Raw genomic sequence first — 18,295 nt, forward strand, 5'->3', positions numbered from 1 at the left:
GAAAACGGTCATTGTTAGAAAGTATCTTATCTCCTGTGTACTAAAAGGCATATGAACATGCCAGAAATCAAGGGCATCAGATGTTCAGAGAATCGCTCCTCCTAAGTAAGGGAATATAACTTTAGCTTTGTTTTATAATCCTCCCTCGTCACCTTGCTCCTCCTGCACAATTCGAGCAATGTGAATCATCAAATATAATAATTCCTCGTTCGATATGGAGATATCCAGCATGTTTTGCACGTAGGTTTTGATCATCTCCGCGCATTTGTATTCAAGCGGATGCTCCTTCGCCATGTGTTGAAATATAAAATCTTTCGCCGAATTGCCCAGACGCCCTTCTTGTAAACGCTGGATGAAGAATTGCAAATGTGTGACGAGTCTCACATAATGGATGGAATTTTTGTTCAATTGTATATCAAAGGTGTATTGAATCAGGTTAAAAATATCTTTTAACATCTTAAAGGATTGCATCGTGCGCTCCATATTCTGCTCATGTGTTTGGGCATTCACGAAATGAAAAGCGATATTCCCTGCTTCTTCTTCCGGCAGTTCAATACCCAGTTCTAGATTCAGCATCTGAACGGATTCAACCCCCAGTTCGAACTCGACAGGATGAAACCTCTGGATCTCCCATAACATGCGATTCTGTAATGCTACACCTTTTTTCCATCGCTCAATAGCAAACGACAAGTGATCCATAAGCGTAAAGAAGATTTGATCATCAAGAGACAGCTTTTCTTTGGCATTGGAAATCAGTTTGTTTATGACATTCACATGTTTTTCTGGCATGTTTTCGATGGTTCGTACGTAAGCCTGGGCAGACGGATTATTTTGCAGAATGAATCGTTTCTGGATGTGCTCCTCATCGAGTCGCTCGCCGACTTTGCCTTTGAATGCCAAGCCTTTTCCCATGACAATCATTTCTTGTCCCTGTTCATCTTTGGTCAGAAGCAAGCTGTTATTCAATATTTTGATTACTCTCATGCATTCATCACGATCCTTTATTCTTTCGTGACCGCCTGATCCGAGTTTCCGATACATCTGCCATTCTGTTTAATGACCTCCTGATACCACGAGAAGCTTTTCTTCTTCAAGCGCTTCAAGTCTTTCAGATCCTGTTCACCGCGGTTTACATAGATCATGCCGTAACGTTTCCCATAACCTTGATGAGTGCTTACCACGTCAATCACGGACCAAGGGCAATAACCAATCACATCTACCCCATCCGTCAGAGCCAGTCTGATCTGTTCCAGGTGTTTCTCAATAAAATCAATCCGGTACGTATCGTTAATGGTGTAATCTGCCTCCAGTACATCCGGAGCACCTATACCATTTTCCGTAATTAGAATCGGGAGACCATATCGTTCACATACCTTACGCAATGTTAGCCTCAGGCCAACCGGGTCAATGACCCAGCCATATTTTGTTTTTTCGGTATAAGGATTCTCCGCGGCCCGGTATACTCCCTGCTCGCCAAGCATGATTTGCTGATCACCCGCACGAGCTGTAACATCCGACGCATTGCCCGTACTGGCGGCAATGGTTGCCGTCGAATAATAATTGATTGCTACCAGATCGGGGCGGCCAGACCGGATATCATCCATGTCACCCTGCTCAATAACCGGCTCAATGCCACGTTCATGTAAATAACTCCAGAATAATGGATTATACCGTCCCCATACTGATAAGTCGAGAAAACCCCATCCGCGAATCGTCTCCCAGTTATGTGCAGCGATTGCATCTGCTGGTCTGGAGGTTGCCTGGTACATGGAAGTCATGTTCAATGCAGGACCGATCTTGCCTTGCGGGAGCATGTCATGAAATAGTCGCATCGTTCTGCCTTGAGCCACAAACATGTGATGATTTTGCTGATACAGTTCCTTACTGGAAAGCAAACGTCCGCCCTTCGGTGTGCCAATGGCACCCGGATGAAGAATCATCGTATTTTGCTCATTAATGGTCAACCAATATTTCACTTTATGCCCGTAATGCTCAAACAAGATACGCCCGTACTCGACAAAAGCATCGATCGTTTCCCGGTTGTTCCATCCTCCCGTTTTCTCAAGCTCATAAGGTAAGTCGAAATGGTACATGGTCACAATGGGTTCGATACCATGGAGCAGCAATTCGTCAATCAGTTGGTGGTAAAAATCGAGTCCCTTCTCATTAACAGCTCCTGTGCCTGAAGGCAAGATTCGAGTCCATGCAATCGAAAAACGATATGCTTTGAGGCCCAGCTCTGCAAAAAGCTTCACGTCTTCTCTGAATCGGTGATAGTGGTCGCTCGCTACTGTGAAATCGGCGGTTCCGGCCGGATGATAACACATATCGATGACGGACAGACCTTTGCCATCTTCGTTCCAGGCTCCCTCCACTTGATAAGCAGAGGTAGAGCCTCCCCACAGAAATTCATTGGGGAATAGTTTGATGTGTTGATATAACATCTCAAGCACTCCTTCATTTTAATATTGATCAAGATATATGACGGACCGTATTAAGCTTGTTATGAAAGGTGGATAATAGTCGCTCCAACCTCCACAGGACTCTGCTTCTCCAGCTTAATATCCGGGAAACGATTCGAATTGGCGATAATGATCGGGGTTATGACTTCATACCCTTCCGCCTTGATGGCATCGATATCGAAGCTGATCAACAAGTCACCCCGTTGTACCCGGTCCCCCACTTTAATGGAAGAGTTGAAATGTCTCCCCTTCAGGTTGACGGTATCCACTCCAATATGAATGAGTACCTCTTCTCCATCATAACCATTTAATTTGACCGCATGTTTGGAGTCCATGAAAGCCGTAACTTCACCTGTGATTGGTGCATACAGTTCTCCTTTTGCAGGGATAATTGCAGCGCCTTTACCCAGCAATCCCAAAGAGAAAACATCGTCTGGTACACGGTCCAGATGGACTAATTCCCCTTGCATCGGGCTGGCGATCGTAAGTGGGCGTAATTCATTTTGGCTCGGTACATTTGCATTTGTTGTTGCAACAGACTGCGTGCCGGCCGTGTTGTCTTTAACAGGCTGCCCGGAAAGCATCTTGTCATCGTTAACATTGGAATTGCCTTCTTCTTCATCGTCTACTGGATCTTCAAAACCAATGATCCATGTCAGGGCAAAGGTAACGATAAAAGCAATCAGACAAGTCACAATAGCATGAACGATGTTCATCGGATTGCTGCCAATGAATGCAGGTAACGCGGCAAGCCCTGGAGAAACGAAGGCATAACGTACTAATCCGGTCAGACCAGCGTATATCCCTGCTACGCCACCACCAATCATTGCGGCAATCAAGGGTTTCTTCAGTTTCAGTGTTACACCGTACAAGGAGGGTTCCGTGATGCCCAGCACAGCGGTGAAACCGGATGAAGCAGCGAGCTGTTTCAGTTTTTTGTTTTTGGTTTTTAATGCTACAGCAAGCGTAGCCCCACCTTGAGCAATATTGGACGCTAGCATTCCCGGACCGTTGATCATTTCATATCCATTTTTGGTCAGTTGGCTAGTTGCAATCGGCGTCATCGCCCATGCAGTGCCTGTCACGATCAGGAACGGTTGCAAAGTTCCCATTAACAAAGGAATCAGCCAACTGGCTCTGGCATTAATCGCTTCTGCACCCAGCGCAACCAGATCATTCAGGTACGTTCCGAAAGGCCCGATCGCCACCAATGCAAGAGGTGCTGTAATCAATAGCACAATCATCGGTTTCGTGAAAAATTTGATCATTGAGGGCGATACTCGATCCGCGAAACGTTCAATATAAGACATGAGCCAAACGACAATAATAATTGGTAGCACGGAGCCTGCGTAATCGGTAAGTCGAACTGGAACACCGATGAAAAACACGTCTTTTCCTCCCGCCATCAGGGCGCTCCATCCCGGGTGTAACAAAACACCGGCAACTGTCATCGCCAGAATTGGACTTGTTTCGAACTTAATGGAAGCTCCATAAGCCAGCAGAATAGGCATGAAATAAAACGCCGCATCCGCAATGGTGTTAAGGATGTAATAGTTTTGGCTTTCTGTAGTTACGAGGCCTGTCAGCACAAGTACGGCTAATATCGCTTTGATCATACCCGCGCCAATAATTGCCGGTATTACCGGAGTAAATGTCGTCGAGATTACGCTTATGAATCTGGAAATCCAGCTCTGTTTCTGCTTTGGTCCGTTATTTTTGCCGGAATCTGATTTGGACTCCGCACTTTGGGTTGCTGAACCCATCTGCTGAGTGATAACTCGGTAGACCTGCTGCACCTCATTGCCCACGACAACCTGGTATTGTCCACCATTGTTCACAACGGTAATGACACCTGGAAGAGCTTTGAGTTTTTCTGTCTCCGCTTTGGAGATATCGTGCAGTTCGAACCGAAGTCGGGTTGCGCAGTGCGTAAGCCGAGCGATATTATCCTTCTTTCCAACCAATTCCGTAATCTCTTGTCCCAACTTGCGATAATCCATACCTTTGCCTCATTTCTGAAATTGGATATAAAAAAGACCAAAACGATATGCCTCCCCCTACTCACATAAGGAAAATGCAAAATCATTTTGGTCATGCCTGCTTTACCAGTAACAGCCAAACACTGCTAATATTCAATTCATTATTGATGTAAACGTTTACTGGATCATAATATCACACAACAATTTAGTTAGCAATCACTTTATTCGACATTTTTCTTTATACCTATTAACAGGAACGAGAGCCAAATGACCCGAAGCGTGAATATGATGTTAGCTGATGGATACGCCTTCTTTGAACTACTTACTTACACTTTCCCCCTTAATCAACTTCTTAAAAGCAGTGTATTCTTTATTAGATCTTATAAAATTTAATATCTCATTGGCACACTCACTCGATCTCATTATTTCAGTATTAAATTCAAGATCATATTCATTAAAGCAATACACGTTATCGTATTGTGAATTTGCTAAACCAATCTCCCTGTCTCCTCTAAGTTGTTCTCTTCTAGCAAGTTCTTCCTTTGAACATTTAACTTCTACGAATATGACTGAGTGATCTGATAATAATTCAATACAAGTATTGAACCATTTGTCATTACCTATAACAGAATCTACAACTACGTTGTTTCCCATCGCAGAAAATAGTTTTATTGTCGAGTAGTATAATGAAATCAACGGATCTGCAAGAATTTGATTTACTACTTGTCCATCCTCTGCACCATTTGCTTCCATACTCGGATATGTGCTATTAATGAAATCTTTATAACTATGAAATAGCCCATTAATAAAATTATCAAATGATAAATGTTGAAATGGGATATCACTTTGAGTTAATAATTCATTAGATATGCTTGTCTTTCCAGAACTTGAAGTACCATTAAGAAGAACTATAATCCCTGGCTTCAATAGAATCCGCCTTTCATCATTTTATTTTTGCGTATCTTTCAGCTAATACTGAACTTCATGAAATTATCCATTTTAAAGTATTCGCGAAGTTATTGAACAATCCTGCCCGTTAGTTTAATGAATTGACGGGCAAAATAATGATAAGATATAACCCTAATCAGCAATAGGACCAAGTTCTTGTCCCAAGTCAAGGACAATAACTTGTACCGATAAAACAAAAAAGCCGCTATAATAGCGACTTTAATGGGAATATATTCTTGTCCTTCGACACTTACCCTTTATGTATACAGCTCCAATTACGTGGAAAGTTGCCAGACTATTCCTCATTCCGCGCTAACGGAGAACGTTAGTCAAAACGACAACAGCGGCAGTCTAAGACTTTATTTATCAAGTCTTGGTCCGCCGCTGCTTCTTTTAATTGATCAGTCCAATTCTTTATTTCAACCGAACATTTAGTGTTATCTATATTGTACTGCTCTAGACAGTTTTGGACCCTATCCCATACTGAAAGTACTTAGGGGTGCAATGGACATGCAATTCAATTCCCGCACTAGCAGCAATTTGCTCAATCTCTTTATCGCCAAAGAAATTCTTCACTATAGTAGCATGATCACCATTATTAAGCTTCCGAACCATCGTTTGCCCAGATGTCCCCACTACATGAGACTCACGGGTTCCTGCTACTTCTCGATCATCGATAAAGAACATTTTCCCTCCGGGCTTCAAACAGCGTGATACCATGGTGAAGAAGCTCGCCAGTCTCTCTCTGGGTAAATGAGATATCCAAAAAGTAAAAGCAACTGAATCGTATAACTGATCCGGAGACCAACTGAAAAGATCTGCAATGATCGTTCTTACATTGGATTCAGATACTACCGGATTATGCGAAAGCATTTCTTCGGAACCGTCTACAAGGGTCAATATAAGGGCTTCTTTTAAGAACAGACTACTCCAAGTGCCAGTCCCCGCCGCAAGTTCAAGAAAGTCACCATGAAAATGTTCAGCTTTAAAAGCATTCTTAATCGTACTGATCTCATCGAACCAGATTTGGTTAGCTTCGTCTCCTTGATTAAATGTGCCTCGACGGTACCACCAGTCATCATACTCTGGAGCTCGTTCTTTATAATATTTCAACTGATCTTGAAGCTGCTGATCTGTCACACTTTCGTACGAGACACCGTTGGCTTCCTTGCTGTTCATGTAAACATCCTTCCCTTCTCCTCGCCAGAATACAGCTTCCTACAGTAAAACCGTTCAATTGGAAGCAAATCACTTCTGGTTCGCATTTGAGCCGTTCTCAAGTAACGGAAACGAATTATCCAGAACACTCTCTTGCTTCAATTCCCTGCATTAATACTCTGTGTAGCATTGTTAATATTATAATCATAGATACAACAATTATATGATACATCAACTTTAAAACTTGAAATTTTTTATTCTAAAATCATTATGTAATTCGCATTCAATATAGATGATCTAACGTTGTTTCTTTAGGGAAGGATTTCGTGGCTACTTGTCGAAGTAATATAGACAATGATTCAGACAGGCAGGGGAATTTAATGGACTATAAAGCATCCATTCAAGAGATCAAAACCGCACTCCTGTGCTTTTATCTCGTCAGATGATCTACATCATGATACTATTTAGATAATTAACTAAACCGAAATGACACAATGTTCTTGTCCTCACCTTGGGACAAGAACTTGATTCCTTAAAACAAAAAAACTGCTATAATAGCGACTTTGAAAGGAATAATGTTTGTGCGCCGCGACAATAACCCTTAAAGACCGCTCACCCGAGTATCGGATGAGCGGTCTTTTTATTTTACTTCTTGTACTGATTGCCGTGTAAATCCCCACTTCTCGGTTTAAGGATCATCGATTGAATTTCTTATTTAGCATTTTCATGTTGATAAGGACAATTTCATTTATTAAAGAACGGTTCTTTTTATTTAAAAGTTAATACTCAATGCTGCTGGATGAACTGCGCTCATCAAAGTTGTATTTGAATGCAACATCGGAAGAAGACTGATCCTTCATCTGCTCAATTGATTTTCATTTGGTAACTGACAACTTGATCAGAGAACTGGCTAGCGATTTTCATTGGTAATATTTACTTATTAAACTGTGTTCTCTTCTTTGTTAAAGTGGATAAGCATTATCAAGACAAAGATGGGAGTTTTAATAGACATGAACGTTCTCACTAAATCCATCATTGGTCTGCTTTGCGCGACGACACTAGCGGGCACGTATTTCAGTTATACGGAGCATCAGGATAATCGACAATGGGAGCAGCAACAACAGCGCAATACGCAATACTGGTCGCATATGCAATCGATCTACTTGGGCAATTTCGACTATGCGCTTGCGGAGTCCCTTGCGGCACCTACGTTTGCAGATCGGCAAGCAGCACTTCAATCTGCGATTGAAAATGCCAATCTTATATTGCAATTAATAAGGAGTGCATCCGCTACAACGAACATTCAATCTTGGCCAGCGTATGAATCTTTTATCACGAACGGCAGTCGCTACTTGGCCTATCCCGCCAGCGAGAAGGAAATTTCGCTCAACCAGAATCAATTAGAACAAATTCAGCGTCTGAGAAAGTTCGCGAGGACCGCCCTATCGTATCTCGATCTGATGAGAGAGAAAGGTGACGGCACCTCTTTATCGGATATAGAACGGATCTCGACCGAAATGGAAGAGGCCTTGTCTCAACTCGACTCGGTGTCCACGTACGGCAATAAAGCCTTTAACGAGTTCCTGTACAATCAGAATCCTTACGCACCTCCGAAGCCAGGAACCGTTTTCGCCGGTGAAACCACTTATAAGGCTACGGAGCTTGCGGCCAAAGCGAAAATCTTTATGGGCGAAGCTTGGAATACAGGAGCAGGTAAGCAATTCGTCAACATGGTCTCAGGCGGGAGCAGCCCCCAATTAGGAGAAGTCATGGATTTCAAGTTATCAGACACCGCTGGAAAACCAACCAGCACCTATATTGCAACACTGAGTAAAAGCGGACACGTGCTCCAAGTGACACGCGACGCCTCGACCTCCGAAGAAGAAGCTGTGGAGCAATCGATGGACTTAAAGCAGGCTATCTCGGTAGCAGACACCTGGATGGCGCGTTGGTCTGACGAACGTCTGACAATAGTAGCAAAAGAAATAAAAAACACCTCAATTCATATCACTTATATTCCGGTTCGGGAGCAAGTTTCCATTCCGCAGATGCAAGTTTTATGGGAGTTTGATCGCCGTACTGGTGCGTTAAAGAGCTTTGATGCGTATAATTATTTTTACAATTACAATAAAACCTTTCCACTTCACCCGAAACTGACAGCGAAGCAAGCCTTTGAGAAGCTCGGACCAAAAGTAAACGTCTCGGGTAAGCCAAAGCTGGAGATCCACAACAGCAAGCTTGTATACGCATTTTCTGTCACTGGAATCGAAGGCGTTTCTCACGTATACATAAACGCCCTCACAGGCGCTTACGAAGACATCGATTACAGCTTATAACCACAACAAAACTAGGCAACCCCACGTACACCTCGCTGAGGGCAGCCTAGATTTTTGCGTGCCGATGTGGGGCCACCACAATTCAACTATTCTATCCGTTAGTTGAATAAAAAGCAGCAGATCACATTGGTCAGCTGCTTTCTTGGTTTTATTAAGCTAACGTTTTCCCGTTGTTTCAGGTGCTAACAAACCTAGTTTATTGAACGGTGTTGATTTTAGGTTGTGTTATGTCTTATTAATTGAAACACTTTTAACAGTTTAGTTAGTACTATCAGTTACTGAGTAAGCCGTTTTAAATGCCAGTATATTTGCACAAATACTATAGCCAACCCTGCCATCAGTAGCCCCAGCACCTCAACAAATGATAAATTACGATGTAAGAAGAGAACATCTAATACAGTGACCTCCAATAGCATCAAATTGTTGATCAGACTATTTTCATAGGCTCTTAAGTGCTTTTGACTCCAAGTCCATAAGGAGAATGCAAATGAACCATTTATGATCCCCAGCCAAAGTAGAATACCGATAAGTGGCCAAGAGAAGCTCGGTAACCCTTCAAATAATAGTCCTATTATTAACATACCGAAGGCACCAATCGACATAGGAATGAGAACAAGATCTCCCGGCTTTGCTCTGCCGTTTTTTAGTAAGTGCCTCGTAAAGGCCAAATGGACAGCATATCCAGCACAAGAAGCAAGTATTAATACAATTCCGCTAAAATCGCTTTTACCAAAATCCCAAGGGAAATAGAAAACAACAATTCCAGCAAGTGCAGCCATTATACCTATAAATGATGAGCGACCACGTAACTCTCTAAGCCAAAAAACGTCGAGTATAAGTAAAGCTGCAGTATTACCAACGGAGAGTATCATACTCGTTTGTGTTGGTGTTATAAACATTTGGCCAGCGTACTGTAGTCCCTGTGCCATTAGATATCCGGTTACTCCAAGAATAACCAAATAATAGGGTCGTAATTTGATACGTGCATTTCCCTTTTGAGTATCCGGTTTTGGCATGATCATAGTTCGATTCACCAGAATCAACCGAATTAGCAGCAATGTAATTGCAGAAACAGTGTATCGTAATCCAGCTAATGTAAAAGGTCCAATATTATGCTGAAACGCAAACTTATTTAAGATATAAGAAGTCGACCAGAGCAAAGTGACCAATACGGCTGCACCAATGGCGAGAAAATAACGATCTTTGACTGTACCTACACGACTTGAGTCTTCCTTAGTCAATAGAGACACCTCTTGCTTCGTGAGCAATGAGCCATTCTTTGATACACTCCGTTGCCTTTGCTAAAGCCTGCCGATGATGATCATTAATTTCAATAGTGGGTGATCCTTTTTCAGCAATGGTTAAACCGCTAGGCAACTCAAAAATGCGAGAATAACCACTCGCTAGCTCACCACGTGGACTGAACGCAATTCTTCCTTCTAACTTTCCATATGTAACTGAACTACTACCATCCGGGAAACGGATTACAATTACACTCATAAATCGTGCGTTACGAAGTGGAGGGTTATATACATGTTTTAATTTTTTAAGCAATTTTAAACTTCGATCATCATCTGTACCTGGAGCCCACCGGGCAGTACGAACACCAGGCTCTCCATCCAAAACATCTACACATAACCCTGAGTCTTCCGCAATTACTATCCTATTCGATGTTAGCTGCACTGCATTGGCCTTCAAAAGCGCGTTTTCTTCAAAAGTTACTCCGGTCTCGTCAACTTCGTTCACTTCACCTGAAAATAACGCCCTAGTTTGTATCGGTAATTCCATTAGTCCTTCCATAAGCATTTTTATTTTCCTCGGGTTCCACGTGGCTAAGACAATTTCCATAACTTTCTCCTCCTATTTAGCTACACTTATGGTTCGTATGATATGATTGTAGTTAAAAAAAGGGAAATAAAAAGAGTATAATTTTCAATTGAAAACTTCCCCTTTTTATTGTGGAGGTGAATCTTTTGCAGTTATCGGAACATTTCTTCAATCTCAAGAACTTATTTGGCAAGCTCGAAGCTCAAATTTCACAGAAGACTACATTAGAGGAGCTCGGCACATTGTGGAACTGTACACCACGAAATGTAAAGTGGATCATCCGTCGTTTGTGTGCGGCTGGGTGGATCGCATGGTCCCCAGGTCGCGGACGAGGTAATCGCTCAACGTTGACTATATTAACTTCGGAAGCCGAGGTAGCACTTGCACTTGCCCAGGAAGCAACGAATAAAGGAAGATTTCATGATGGAATAAGATTTCTTGAAGAGCATGACGTAGACGATGCAATACGTGGTCGTTTTGTACAATGGCTGGAAGGACAGTATGGTTACCGAGTAGATAAGAATGAGAATTATCAACTTGATACGCTGCGTCTACCCTTTTACCGTAGTATGCCTAATTTAGATCCGATTTTCACACTTCGGCGCACGGAGTGGCATATGGCTCGCCAACTCTTTGATACGCTTCTTACCGAGGATGACAACAGCGGAGTCCTCCCTCATTTGGCTTATTACTGGGAGACTGACGAAACTGGATGTATATGGACTTTTTACATACGTAAAGGGGTACTTTTTCACGATAATACTGAACTGCATGCTAAGGATATTGTCTATACAATTAAACGTTTAACGTCTACAGATTTTGGACGAACGGAATGGACTGAGCTTCCATTGGATAAAATCCGGGCACAGGGCCCTTACTGTGTTGAGATTAGTCTTAAACGACCTTATCATCTTTTATTACAACTGCTCGCTTCTCCGCGGGCTTCAATCCTCCCCCTTTCTTCCGCAGAACGTTTGCCTAGGGATTTTGCACGTCTACCTATTGGAAGTGGACCGTTCCGAGTGATTGAGAATGATAACTCCCAAATTGTTCTCGAGGCATTTCCTTCTTATTTCTCGGGACGAGCTCAACTCGACCGGATTGAACTGTGGATCATAGCAGAGACACGTTATCGTCCATTGCCGCTTAAGGAAATAGCAGGAGAAGCCCTCCCTTATATTCACCCTTTTCAACTTCACACACGGAACAATCATCCGCCTGATATTAAACAAGTAGAAACGGGATGCACATATATGACATTTCAACTGAACAAGCCGGGACCTTTGGAATCTAACGATTTTCGACATTGGCTTTGTCGTGCGGCCAACCCACACCGCATGAATGTTGGTCTCAATAATCATACCTATTCCCCTGCGTACAGTTTTTTTCCCAATTGGAGCATAATAACCGAACAAATGTTAAAGCGTGAATATATGAATGATGGCCCCAGCTATTTTAATACTGAACCAGATCCTCTTAATGCACCTCCCTTTCATCCAGAGCAACCACTATCAATTCTAACTTATCATATACTGGGTGATTCCTTGGAGCGAAATGCTCGCTGGTTTAGCGAACAATGCGCTGAATATGGAATAAAGATTAACGTGGAGGTTCGAGATTATGAAGATTTTATTCGTCCGGAGATTATCGATGCCGCGGATCTTGTATTAGCTAACGCTGTTGTTAATGATAATTCGGTAATTTCTTTCTTACGTCTTATGTTTGACGATCGTCACGTCATACGTAGGCATCTATCCCCTGAGATTTATGAACATCTAATCATAAGATTACGCAAGATCGAAAATGAGCTTGAAGCAAACAAACGGATCCGAATGACTCAGGAAACAGAACAATGGCTTAAAGATAAATTGGCTATATCCTTTTTGTACCATCTAGATCAGTTTACTTACTATGACAATCGTTTAATCGGAATGCAAACAAACGCTTATGGTTGGGCAGATTTTTATAGACTTGCGTTACGACCGTCCAAGCACTAATGATTTTTCCATATCCAGGAGTAGTAAACTTGGGAGGTTTTGATTTAGGTACCTTCAATCGTTAATCTGAATAAGTTCCCATCCTCGTTTCGAGACAGGAACTTATTCAGATAAATAAAATGGTGACTTTATATCAAATATCAAACACAGTCCCCTTTCTATACGGACAAGCATATCAACAACCTTCGAGTTATCATCTGATTTAATGATGAAAGACTTAAGCAATTGATTTTCTATCGCAAAGTAAATTTTCTACTAAACTAAAATATCACAAAAAATTTAAGCAAGATCAAGAACACCCTAGAAACTTCCTTTTATTCAACTAACCTACCCGTTAGCTTAATGAAACAGATGAAGAATCTTATTAACATTAATACCATGTTCTTAACCTTTTCAACAATGAACTAGCTCTTTGGCTTTGGTCGAAAAAACCTAGTTCCTTAAATGAAAAAATCGTTATTCAAGCGAAGTCTGATAATCGTATGCTTTTATCTAGTCACATGATCTCCATCGAGTTCTATTTAGATAATAACCTAATCCGAAATGATACATTGTTCTTGTCCTCAGCTTGGGACAAGAACTTGATTTCTTAAAACAAAAAAGCCGCTATAATAGCGACTTTGTATGGAACAATGTTTTTATCCCGCAACATCTCTGTTTGCCAATTCATTTCTATGGCTTTCATCTTTAATTCCACCGGATAACTCACTCTGAGGTTTTCATTAAAAAACACCTCCAAGATGATCTCCCTATCTTACGACAAGGTTTCATTCTCTTGAAGGTGTTTTATTTGTCTCACGTTATGTGATCAGTCCATCCGCTTCGTTGGTCTGTCACTGCTTTTCTTTATAACATAAATATTCCTAATGAATATAATTGCAATTAAGTAAGTACGGTCATCGCCTCTCTTGTAAATGGAAGCAGATCATCGGTACGTCCTTCTTGAATTTTCTTAGCCCATTCAGGGTCGACCAGAAGAGCACGCCCTACAGCAACCAGATCAAACTCATCATTCTGAAGTCGTTGTACCAATCCATCGATACCGACGTTACTTGCACCTTTACCTTCTGTGAACAGACTTGTAAAGTCACCATCAAGACCAATCGAACCAACGGTGATTGTCGGTTTTCCAGTCAGTTTTTTGGTCCATCCAGCAAAATTCAGATCAGAACCTTCGAATTCCGGCTCCCAGAAACGTCGTGTGGAACAGTGGAAGATATCGACTCCAGCTTGAACCAACGGTGCGAGAAGCTGCTCCAGTAATGCCGGTGTTTCAGCCAATTTAGCCTGATAATCATCTGTCTTCCACTGAGATAAACGCAGTACAATCGGGAAGTCCGGTCCAACTACTTCACGGCAAGCCTCAATCACTTCAACTGCAAAACGTGTGCGAGCCATCATATCTCCACCGTAACGATCCGTACGAGAGTTGGTTTTCTCATACAGGAATTGGTCGATCAGATAGCCGTGTGCTCCATGGATTTCAACACCATCGAACCCAACGCGTTTCGCTTCTGAGGCTGCTTTTGCGAATTCCTGAACGATTGTAGCAATCTCAGCTTCCGAATAATCATTAACATGACCCTTGGCTCCCATATGCCAGATCTGTGGAATAATTCGACCGCCAGCTTCATGTACTTCAGATACAACATGTGCCCACCCATTCATTGCAGCTTCCCCATAAAAATGCGGCACATTGGCTTGATTGGATGCATCCGGGTGATTAATTATCGTCCCTTCCGTCACAATAAGCCCCACTGCGTTCTCTGCTCTGCGGCGGTAATAGCCCGCAACATTCGAACCCGGGATACCGTCCGGAGAAAACTGACGCGTCATCGGCGCCATCACGATCCGATTGGATAACTTCAAGTGACCTAACTCTATAGGTTGGAACAATGCTTCTACGGATTGAGAAAAATTCATAATAACCTCCACATATTTAGTTTATATAGTTGACCTAGGAGATGTTAAACAGCAACCAGCCTGGTTAACAGCTAGACGTTACTTCCAAATGAATCAATACACGATTTTTATCGAAAAGCCCCACCTCCTTCAAGGTTTCGTGGTGTATTAATCCGCCTTAATTATTTTTGACTTCACAGTCAAGAATTTCACAAAAAAAAGATCAAGACATGATCATGCCAAATGAAGTACGCAGAACCATCTCGATCTGTTCACGAGATGAACCTGATTTCTCCATAACTCTCACACCCAGGATGGTGTTATTTAGATAAGATGCAAGCTCTATACTCGTATACCGGTTGGAAATTAACTGTTGTTCCTGGCCACTACTTATGATCTTCTCTAATACCAGTTGAATCTCTTCTACCATGAGTTCAGCTTCGCGTGTGACCTGCTCGTCATCTGTTCCGAATTCGAGTGATGCATTCACAATTAGACACCCTTGGCAGTTAGCTTTATCGTCTAAAAGGGAATATCGTAAGGCATCCAGTTTATCACCGGGAGACGAATCCAGGGCTTCAATCTCCTTCAGTTTCGCTATAACCTGTTCACGGTAAAGTGCCAGTGCCTTCAGGAACAACGATCGCTTGTCTTTAAAAACACAGTACAAACTTTGCTTTTTGACTCCTGTGGTACGCGTAAGGTCCTCATAAGAAGTTGCTTTGAAGCCTTGATTCCAGAACACTTCCATAGACTGGTGTAATACACGATCGACATCAAATTCTCTTGGTCTGCTCATGGGATTAATATATCAGTTATTGACCATGCAGTCAATAACTGATCATCTTCCATCCTAATCTCTACGGAAATTTCCTACTGGTCCCTTGAATGCAGTCTAACTCTTCCGGTAAGCAACCTTGTGAAAAGCATTGATATAACGGAATAGTGCTTCACCATCATCAGGCACATGCGTGCTTTTATCCAGCGGAAACATCATTGCCTGATACGGCTCTGGCACCATTCTATATTGATGGACATAGGAGGTCAGGATGAACCCGTTGCGTTGCCAGAACTGAATGCGTTCCTGATGAGCCTCCGTTGTCCCGGACTCCGCCTCGATAATCATACCTTTGATCTCGTGTTCCCTTAACGCCCAGGCTCTGAGCTGCTCTAGCATCCAGGTCCCTATGCCCAACCCGCGCAGCTTCTGATCAACCGCGAGGTAATCGATGATCAGGATGCGGTCCGCAGCCTGCCCCTCCAGTCCAGTAACAGCCATCGCAACCACTTCTCCATGATGCACGCCCGTGTGTAAATAGCCAATCCCCCGGTCAAGCATACTGCGCAGAATCGCTTTTGTCTTAGCACCGCTTTGAAAAGCCTCGTGATAGATTCGCTCCATCCGCGCCCACAATGCTTCATCCCACTCCTCTATAGTAGTAAACTCTAATTCCAGCATCTCATTCGCCTCCAGATTTCTATCATAACAATTTCCGCCTCTGCTAATAACACTGTTAAACGTTTGTAGAAGGTACTCTACTGTCTAGTACTTTTATAAATGAATCAAAGAAAAAGCAGAGTACACCACTTGTACGCTGCTTTTTACTCGCTTTTTCAGCTTACACCGAATTCAAGACATGTAAGAGATACTCCTTCCGATTTAATGGATTATGATCGTATCTTGTACATGATGGCACTTCACCATCGAAGGACTGATAGCCATAAAATTCGGATAGCAATACACCTTCACCTTGGGTCCAACCCGGAAGTTGGTTCTTGAATGACTGAATATTCTTAATCGGGATCATGCCATATATCATAAATACCTGGTCATTCTGAATCGGATCCTGATAGGTTGAAGAGGCTTGAGTTAGTTTAAATAAAATCCTACTTAGATAATTAGCAGGAACCTCTAATTCGAACCGATGAATGGGTTCATAAATTTGAGTAGTTGCTTCAGCTAGTGCTCTCATTAGCACAAGAGGCGTTAATTTTCGAAAATCACTAGCTGTACTAACTGCACTTGCATAGGCGGTATCCGTAAGTGTCACGATTAGATCGCGAACTTCCCAACCATATAGTCCTTGCTTAAGCGTCTCATAGACGGTTTCTTCAATTGCCTTATGAAACGATAAAGGTAGGGAGCCAAGCTCTACTTCTAGATGATATTCAATACCGGTTGAACGAGGATTCGGATCAATACGAAAGCCTATAGTACTATAAAATGGGTTTCCCTTGTCTCCCATTCTCTCAACTGCCTCCCCTGTAAAGATAGGCTTTTCAATATAAATAGGCTGTGTCACAAGAAATTCGATATCGATTTGAGCGTCTTTTTTCAGTTGATCCCGAATCACTTCTTTTTGAATTTCACCATAAAGATGAATAGATAGCTCCCTTTGAAGAGAATTCTGCTTGATATGAATAAATGGATCCTGTTCGGCTAATTTTTTCAATGCTCTGAATAAATGAATGGTCTCGTTTTCGTCAGAGGCTTTGATCGTTGTTACTAAACTAGGCGGCGAGAACAGGGTTTCGGTCGTTTCATTGGAAGGAACACCGATATCATCGCCAACCTGGCAGTCTGTTAGACCCATAATTTTTACGATATCTCCACTTGCAGCAATTGTTCCATCTGTTGTTTTTCCAGAAAAGAAGTGCTTCAACCCCGTGACCTTGTTGGTAAATTTGATAATTTCTCCTGTTTGATTCATCCGATAATAGGTAAGACTCTCACGTATTTTGATTTCACCAGAGAAAACTCGTACGTAAGCGATCTTTTCGTCGTTTTTTCCACGTTCAATTTTAAAAACTCTCCCTCTTGTAAAAGGAGTATTTTCATAATGAACGGAAGAATGGCAATTCTGTATGGCTGTAATCAAATGGGGAATGCCCTCACCAGTAATTGCTGAACCAAATAGCACCGGATAAAGCTGTGCTTGCTTGAACTGTTCAAGAAACTCCGATTCAAAGTCATCAGGGGCTAATTCTTCAGAGCTGTAAAGATATCGTTCGAGAAAGCGTCCATTATTATCAGCTAAACGATTTGCTAGGTCCTCCATAAATTTTTGATTGTTTTCCGTGAACAATTCCATATGCGCGGCTGATGTACCGATATTATTAACAAAGCCCATTGCTAAAGCATGGGGTGTCAATTTATCATGGATCTCAGTTAGTAACGATTCGTACCTTGCACCCATACGATCTATTTTATTGATAAAAAAGATTGTAGGGATTTTCAATTTAGCAAGTGTCTTCATCAAAACTCGTGTCTGAGTTTGAATACCTTCGACAGATGAAATGACAAGGATGACTCCATCTAATACTCGTAAAGCCCTCTCAACTTCAGAGATGAACTCGGGGTGACCTGGTGTATCAATCAAATTCACTTTCACATTATTAACCGTAAAGGAAACGACAGCAGATTGAATGGTAATTCCTCGTTGTCGTTCCATTTCCATAGAATCTGTTTGCGTATTTCCTTTATCAACACTGCCGATTTCAGATATGATACCCGTTTCAAAAAGTAATCTTTCAGTTAAACTCGTCTTTCCTGCGTCTACATGCGCAAGAATCCCTATATTTATATTTTTCAAACGTTATCATCCTTTTTATTTTCATAATATTCTCCTTTTGTATAGTCATAGTATTTTTTCGCATACTATTCACGCTCCTTATATGTAATACTC

The 18,295-nt window shown here is 42.0% G+C and carries 13 protein-coding genes; 2 read left to right on the forward strand and 11 right to left on the reverse strand.

From position 1 onward, the window contains the following. Positions 1-132: 132 nt before the first annotated feature. From BLS14_RS06710 to BLS14_RS06730, 5 genes are all read right to left on the reverse strand, one after another. Complete coding sequence (locus BLS14_RS06710) at positions 133-984, reverse strand: PRD domain-containing protein (protein ID WP_090951702.1); 852 nt, start codon at positions 982-984, stop codon at positions 133-135. 17 nt (positions 985-1,001) lie between these two features. After that, positions 1,002-2,444 carry a glycoside hydrolase family 1 protein gene (locus BLS14_RS06715; protein ID WP_090950370.1) on the reverse strand — a complete coding sequence of 481 codons (1,443 nt, stop codon included), beginning with the start codon at positions 2,442-2,444 and terminating at the stop codon, positions 1,002-1,004. 59 nt (positions 2,445-2,503) lie between these two features. Beyond that, positions 2,504-4,462, reverse strand: a complete 1,959-nt coding sequence (locus BLS14_RS06720; RefSeq protein WP_090950374.1) for a beta-glucoside-specific PTS transporter subunit IIABC — start codon at positions 4,460-4,462, stop codon at positions 2,504-2,506. A gap of 297 nt (positions 4,463-4,759) precedes the next feature. Further along, the gene (locus tag BLS14_RS06725; protein WP_072733003.1) at positions 4,760-5,368 is read right to left on the reverse strand and encodes a chloramphenicol phosphotransferase CPT family protein; all 609 of its coding nucleotides are present in this window, start codon (positions 5,366-5,368) and stop codon (positions 4,760-4,762) included. A gap of 477 nt (positions 5,369-5,845) precedes the next feature. Continuing rightward, positions 5,846-6,568 (reverse strand): class I SAM-dependent methyltransferase, encoded by a 723-nt coding sequence (locus tag BLS14_RS06730; protein WP_090950378.1) that lies wholly within the window; start codon positions 6,566-6,568, stop codon positions 5,846-5,848. 989 nt (positions 6,569-7,557) lie between these two features. Between BLS14_RS06730 and BLS14_RS06735 the strand changes: the two genes are divergently transcribed. Continuing rightward, entirely contained in the window at positions 7,558-8,883 is a 1,326-nt protein-coding gene (locus tag BLS14_RS06735) for a hypothetical protein (RefSeq protein ID WP_090950383.1), read from the forward strand. Between the two features lie 275 nt (positions 8,884-9,158). Here BLS14_RS06735 and BLS14_RS06740 read toward each other — a convergent pair whose 3' ends face one another. Then, on the reverse strand, positions 9,159-10,124 hold the full coding sequence (locus BLS14_RS06740) for a DMT family transporter (RefSeq protein ID WP_256336223.1): 966 nt from the start codon (positions 10,122-10,124) through the stop codon (positions 9,159-9,161). Beyond that, on the reverse strand, positions 10,117-10,731 hold the full coding sequence (locus BLS14_RS06745) for a non-canonical purine NTP pyrophosphatase (protein WP_090950385.1): 615 nt from the start codon (positions 10,729-10,731) through the stop codon (positions 10,117-10,119). Before BLS14_RS06745 ends, BLS14_RS06740 begins: the two co-directional genes overlap by 8 nt. A 125-nt stretch (positions 10,732-10,856) precedes the next feature. On the opposite strand from BLS14_RS06745, the gene BLS14_RS06750 reads away from it, so the two are divergent. After that, positions 10,857-12,707, forward strand: coding sequence for an ABC transporter substrate-binding protein (locus tag BLS14_RS06750; RefSeq protein WP_143021521.1), 1,851 nt, complete (start codon positions 10,857-10,859; stop codon positions 12,705-12,707). A gap of 882 nt (positions 12,708-13,589) precedes the next feature. On the opposite strand, the gene BLS14_RS06755 is transcribed toward BLS14_RS06750, so the two are convergent. From BLS14_RS06755 to BLS14_RS06770, 4 genes are all read right to left on the reverse strand, one after another. Next, entirely contained in the window at positions 13,590-14,630 is a 1,041-nt protein-coding gene (locus tag BLS14_RS06755) for an NADH:flavin oxidoreductase (protein WP_170867796.1), read from the reverse strand. Positions 14,631-14,832: 202 nt separating this feature from the next. Next, positions 14,833-15,408, reverse strand: a complete 576-nt coding sequence (locus tag BLS14_RS06760; protein WP_090806636.1) for a TetR/AcrR family transcriptional regulator — start codon at positions 15,406-15,408, stop codon at positions 14,833-14,835. A 96-nt stretch (positions 15,409-15,504) separates the two neighbouring features. Continuing rightward, positions 15,505-16,068, reverse strand: coding sequence for a GNAT family N-acetyltransferase (locus BLS14_RS06765; protein ID WP_064637872.1), 564 nt, complete (start codon positions 16,066-16,068; stop codon positions 15,505-15,507). 160 nt (positions 16,069-16,228) lie between these two features. After that, a complete protein-coding gene (locus BLS14_RS06770) occupies positions 16,229-18,202 on the reverse strand; it encodes an elongation factor G (protein WP_218133135.1) in 1,974 nt (657 codons plus the stop codon). Positions 18,203-18,295: the final 93 nt, after the last annotated feature.

Origin of the sequence: Paenibacillus sp. OK060 (assembly GCF_900101205.1) — a bacterium.
Taxonomy (GTDB): domain Bacteria; phylum Bacillota; class Bacilli; order Paenibacillales; family Paenibacillaceae; genus Paenibacillus; species Paenibacillus marchantiae.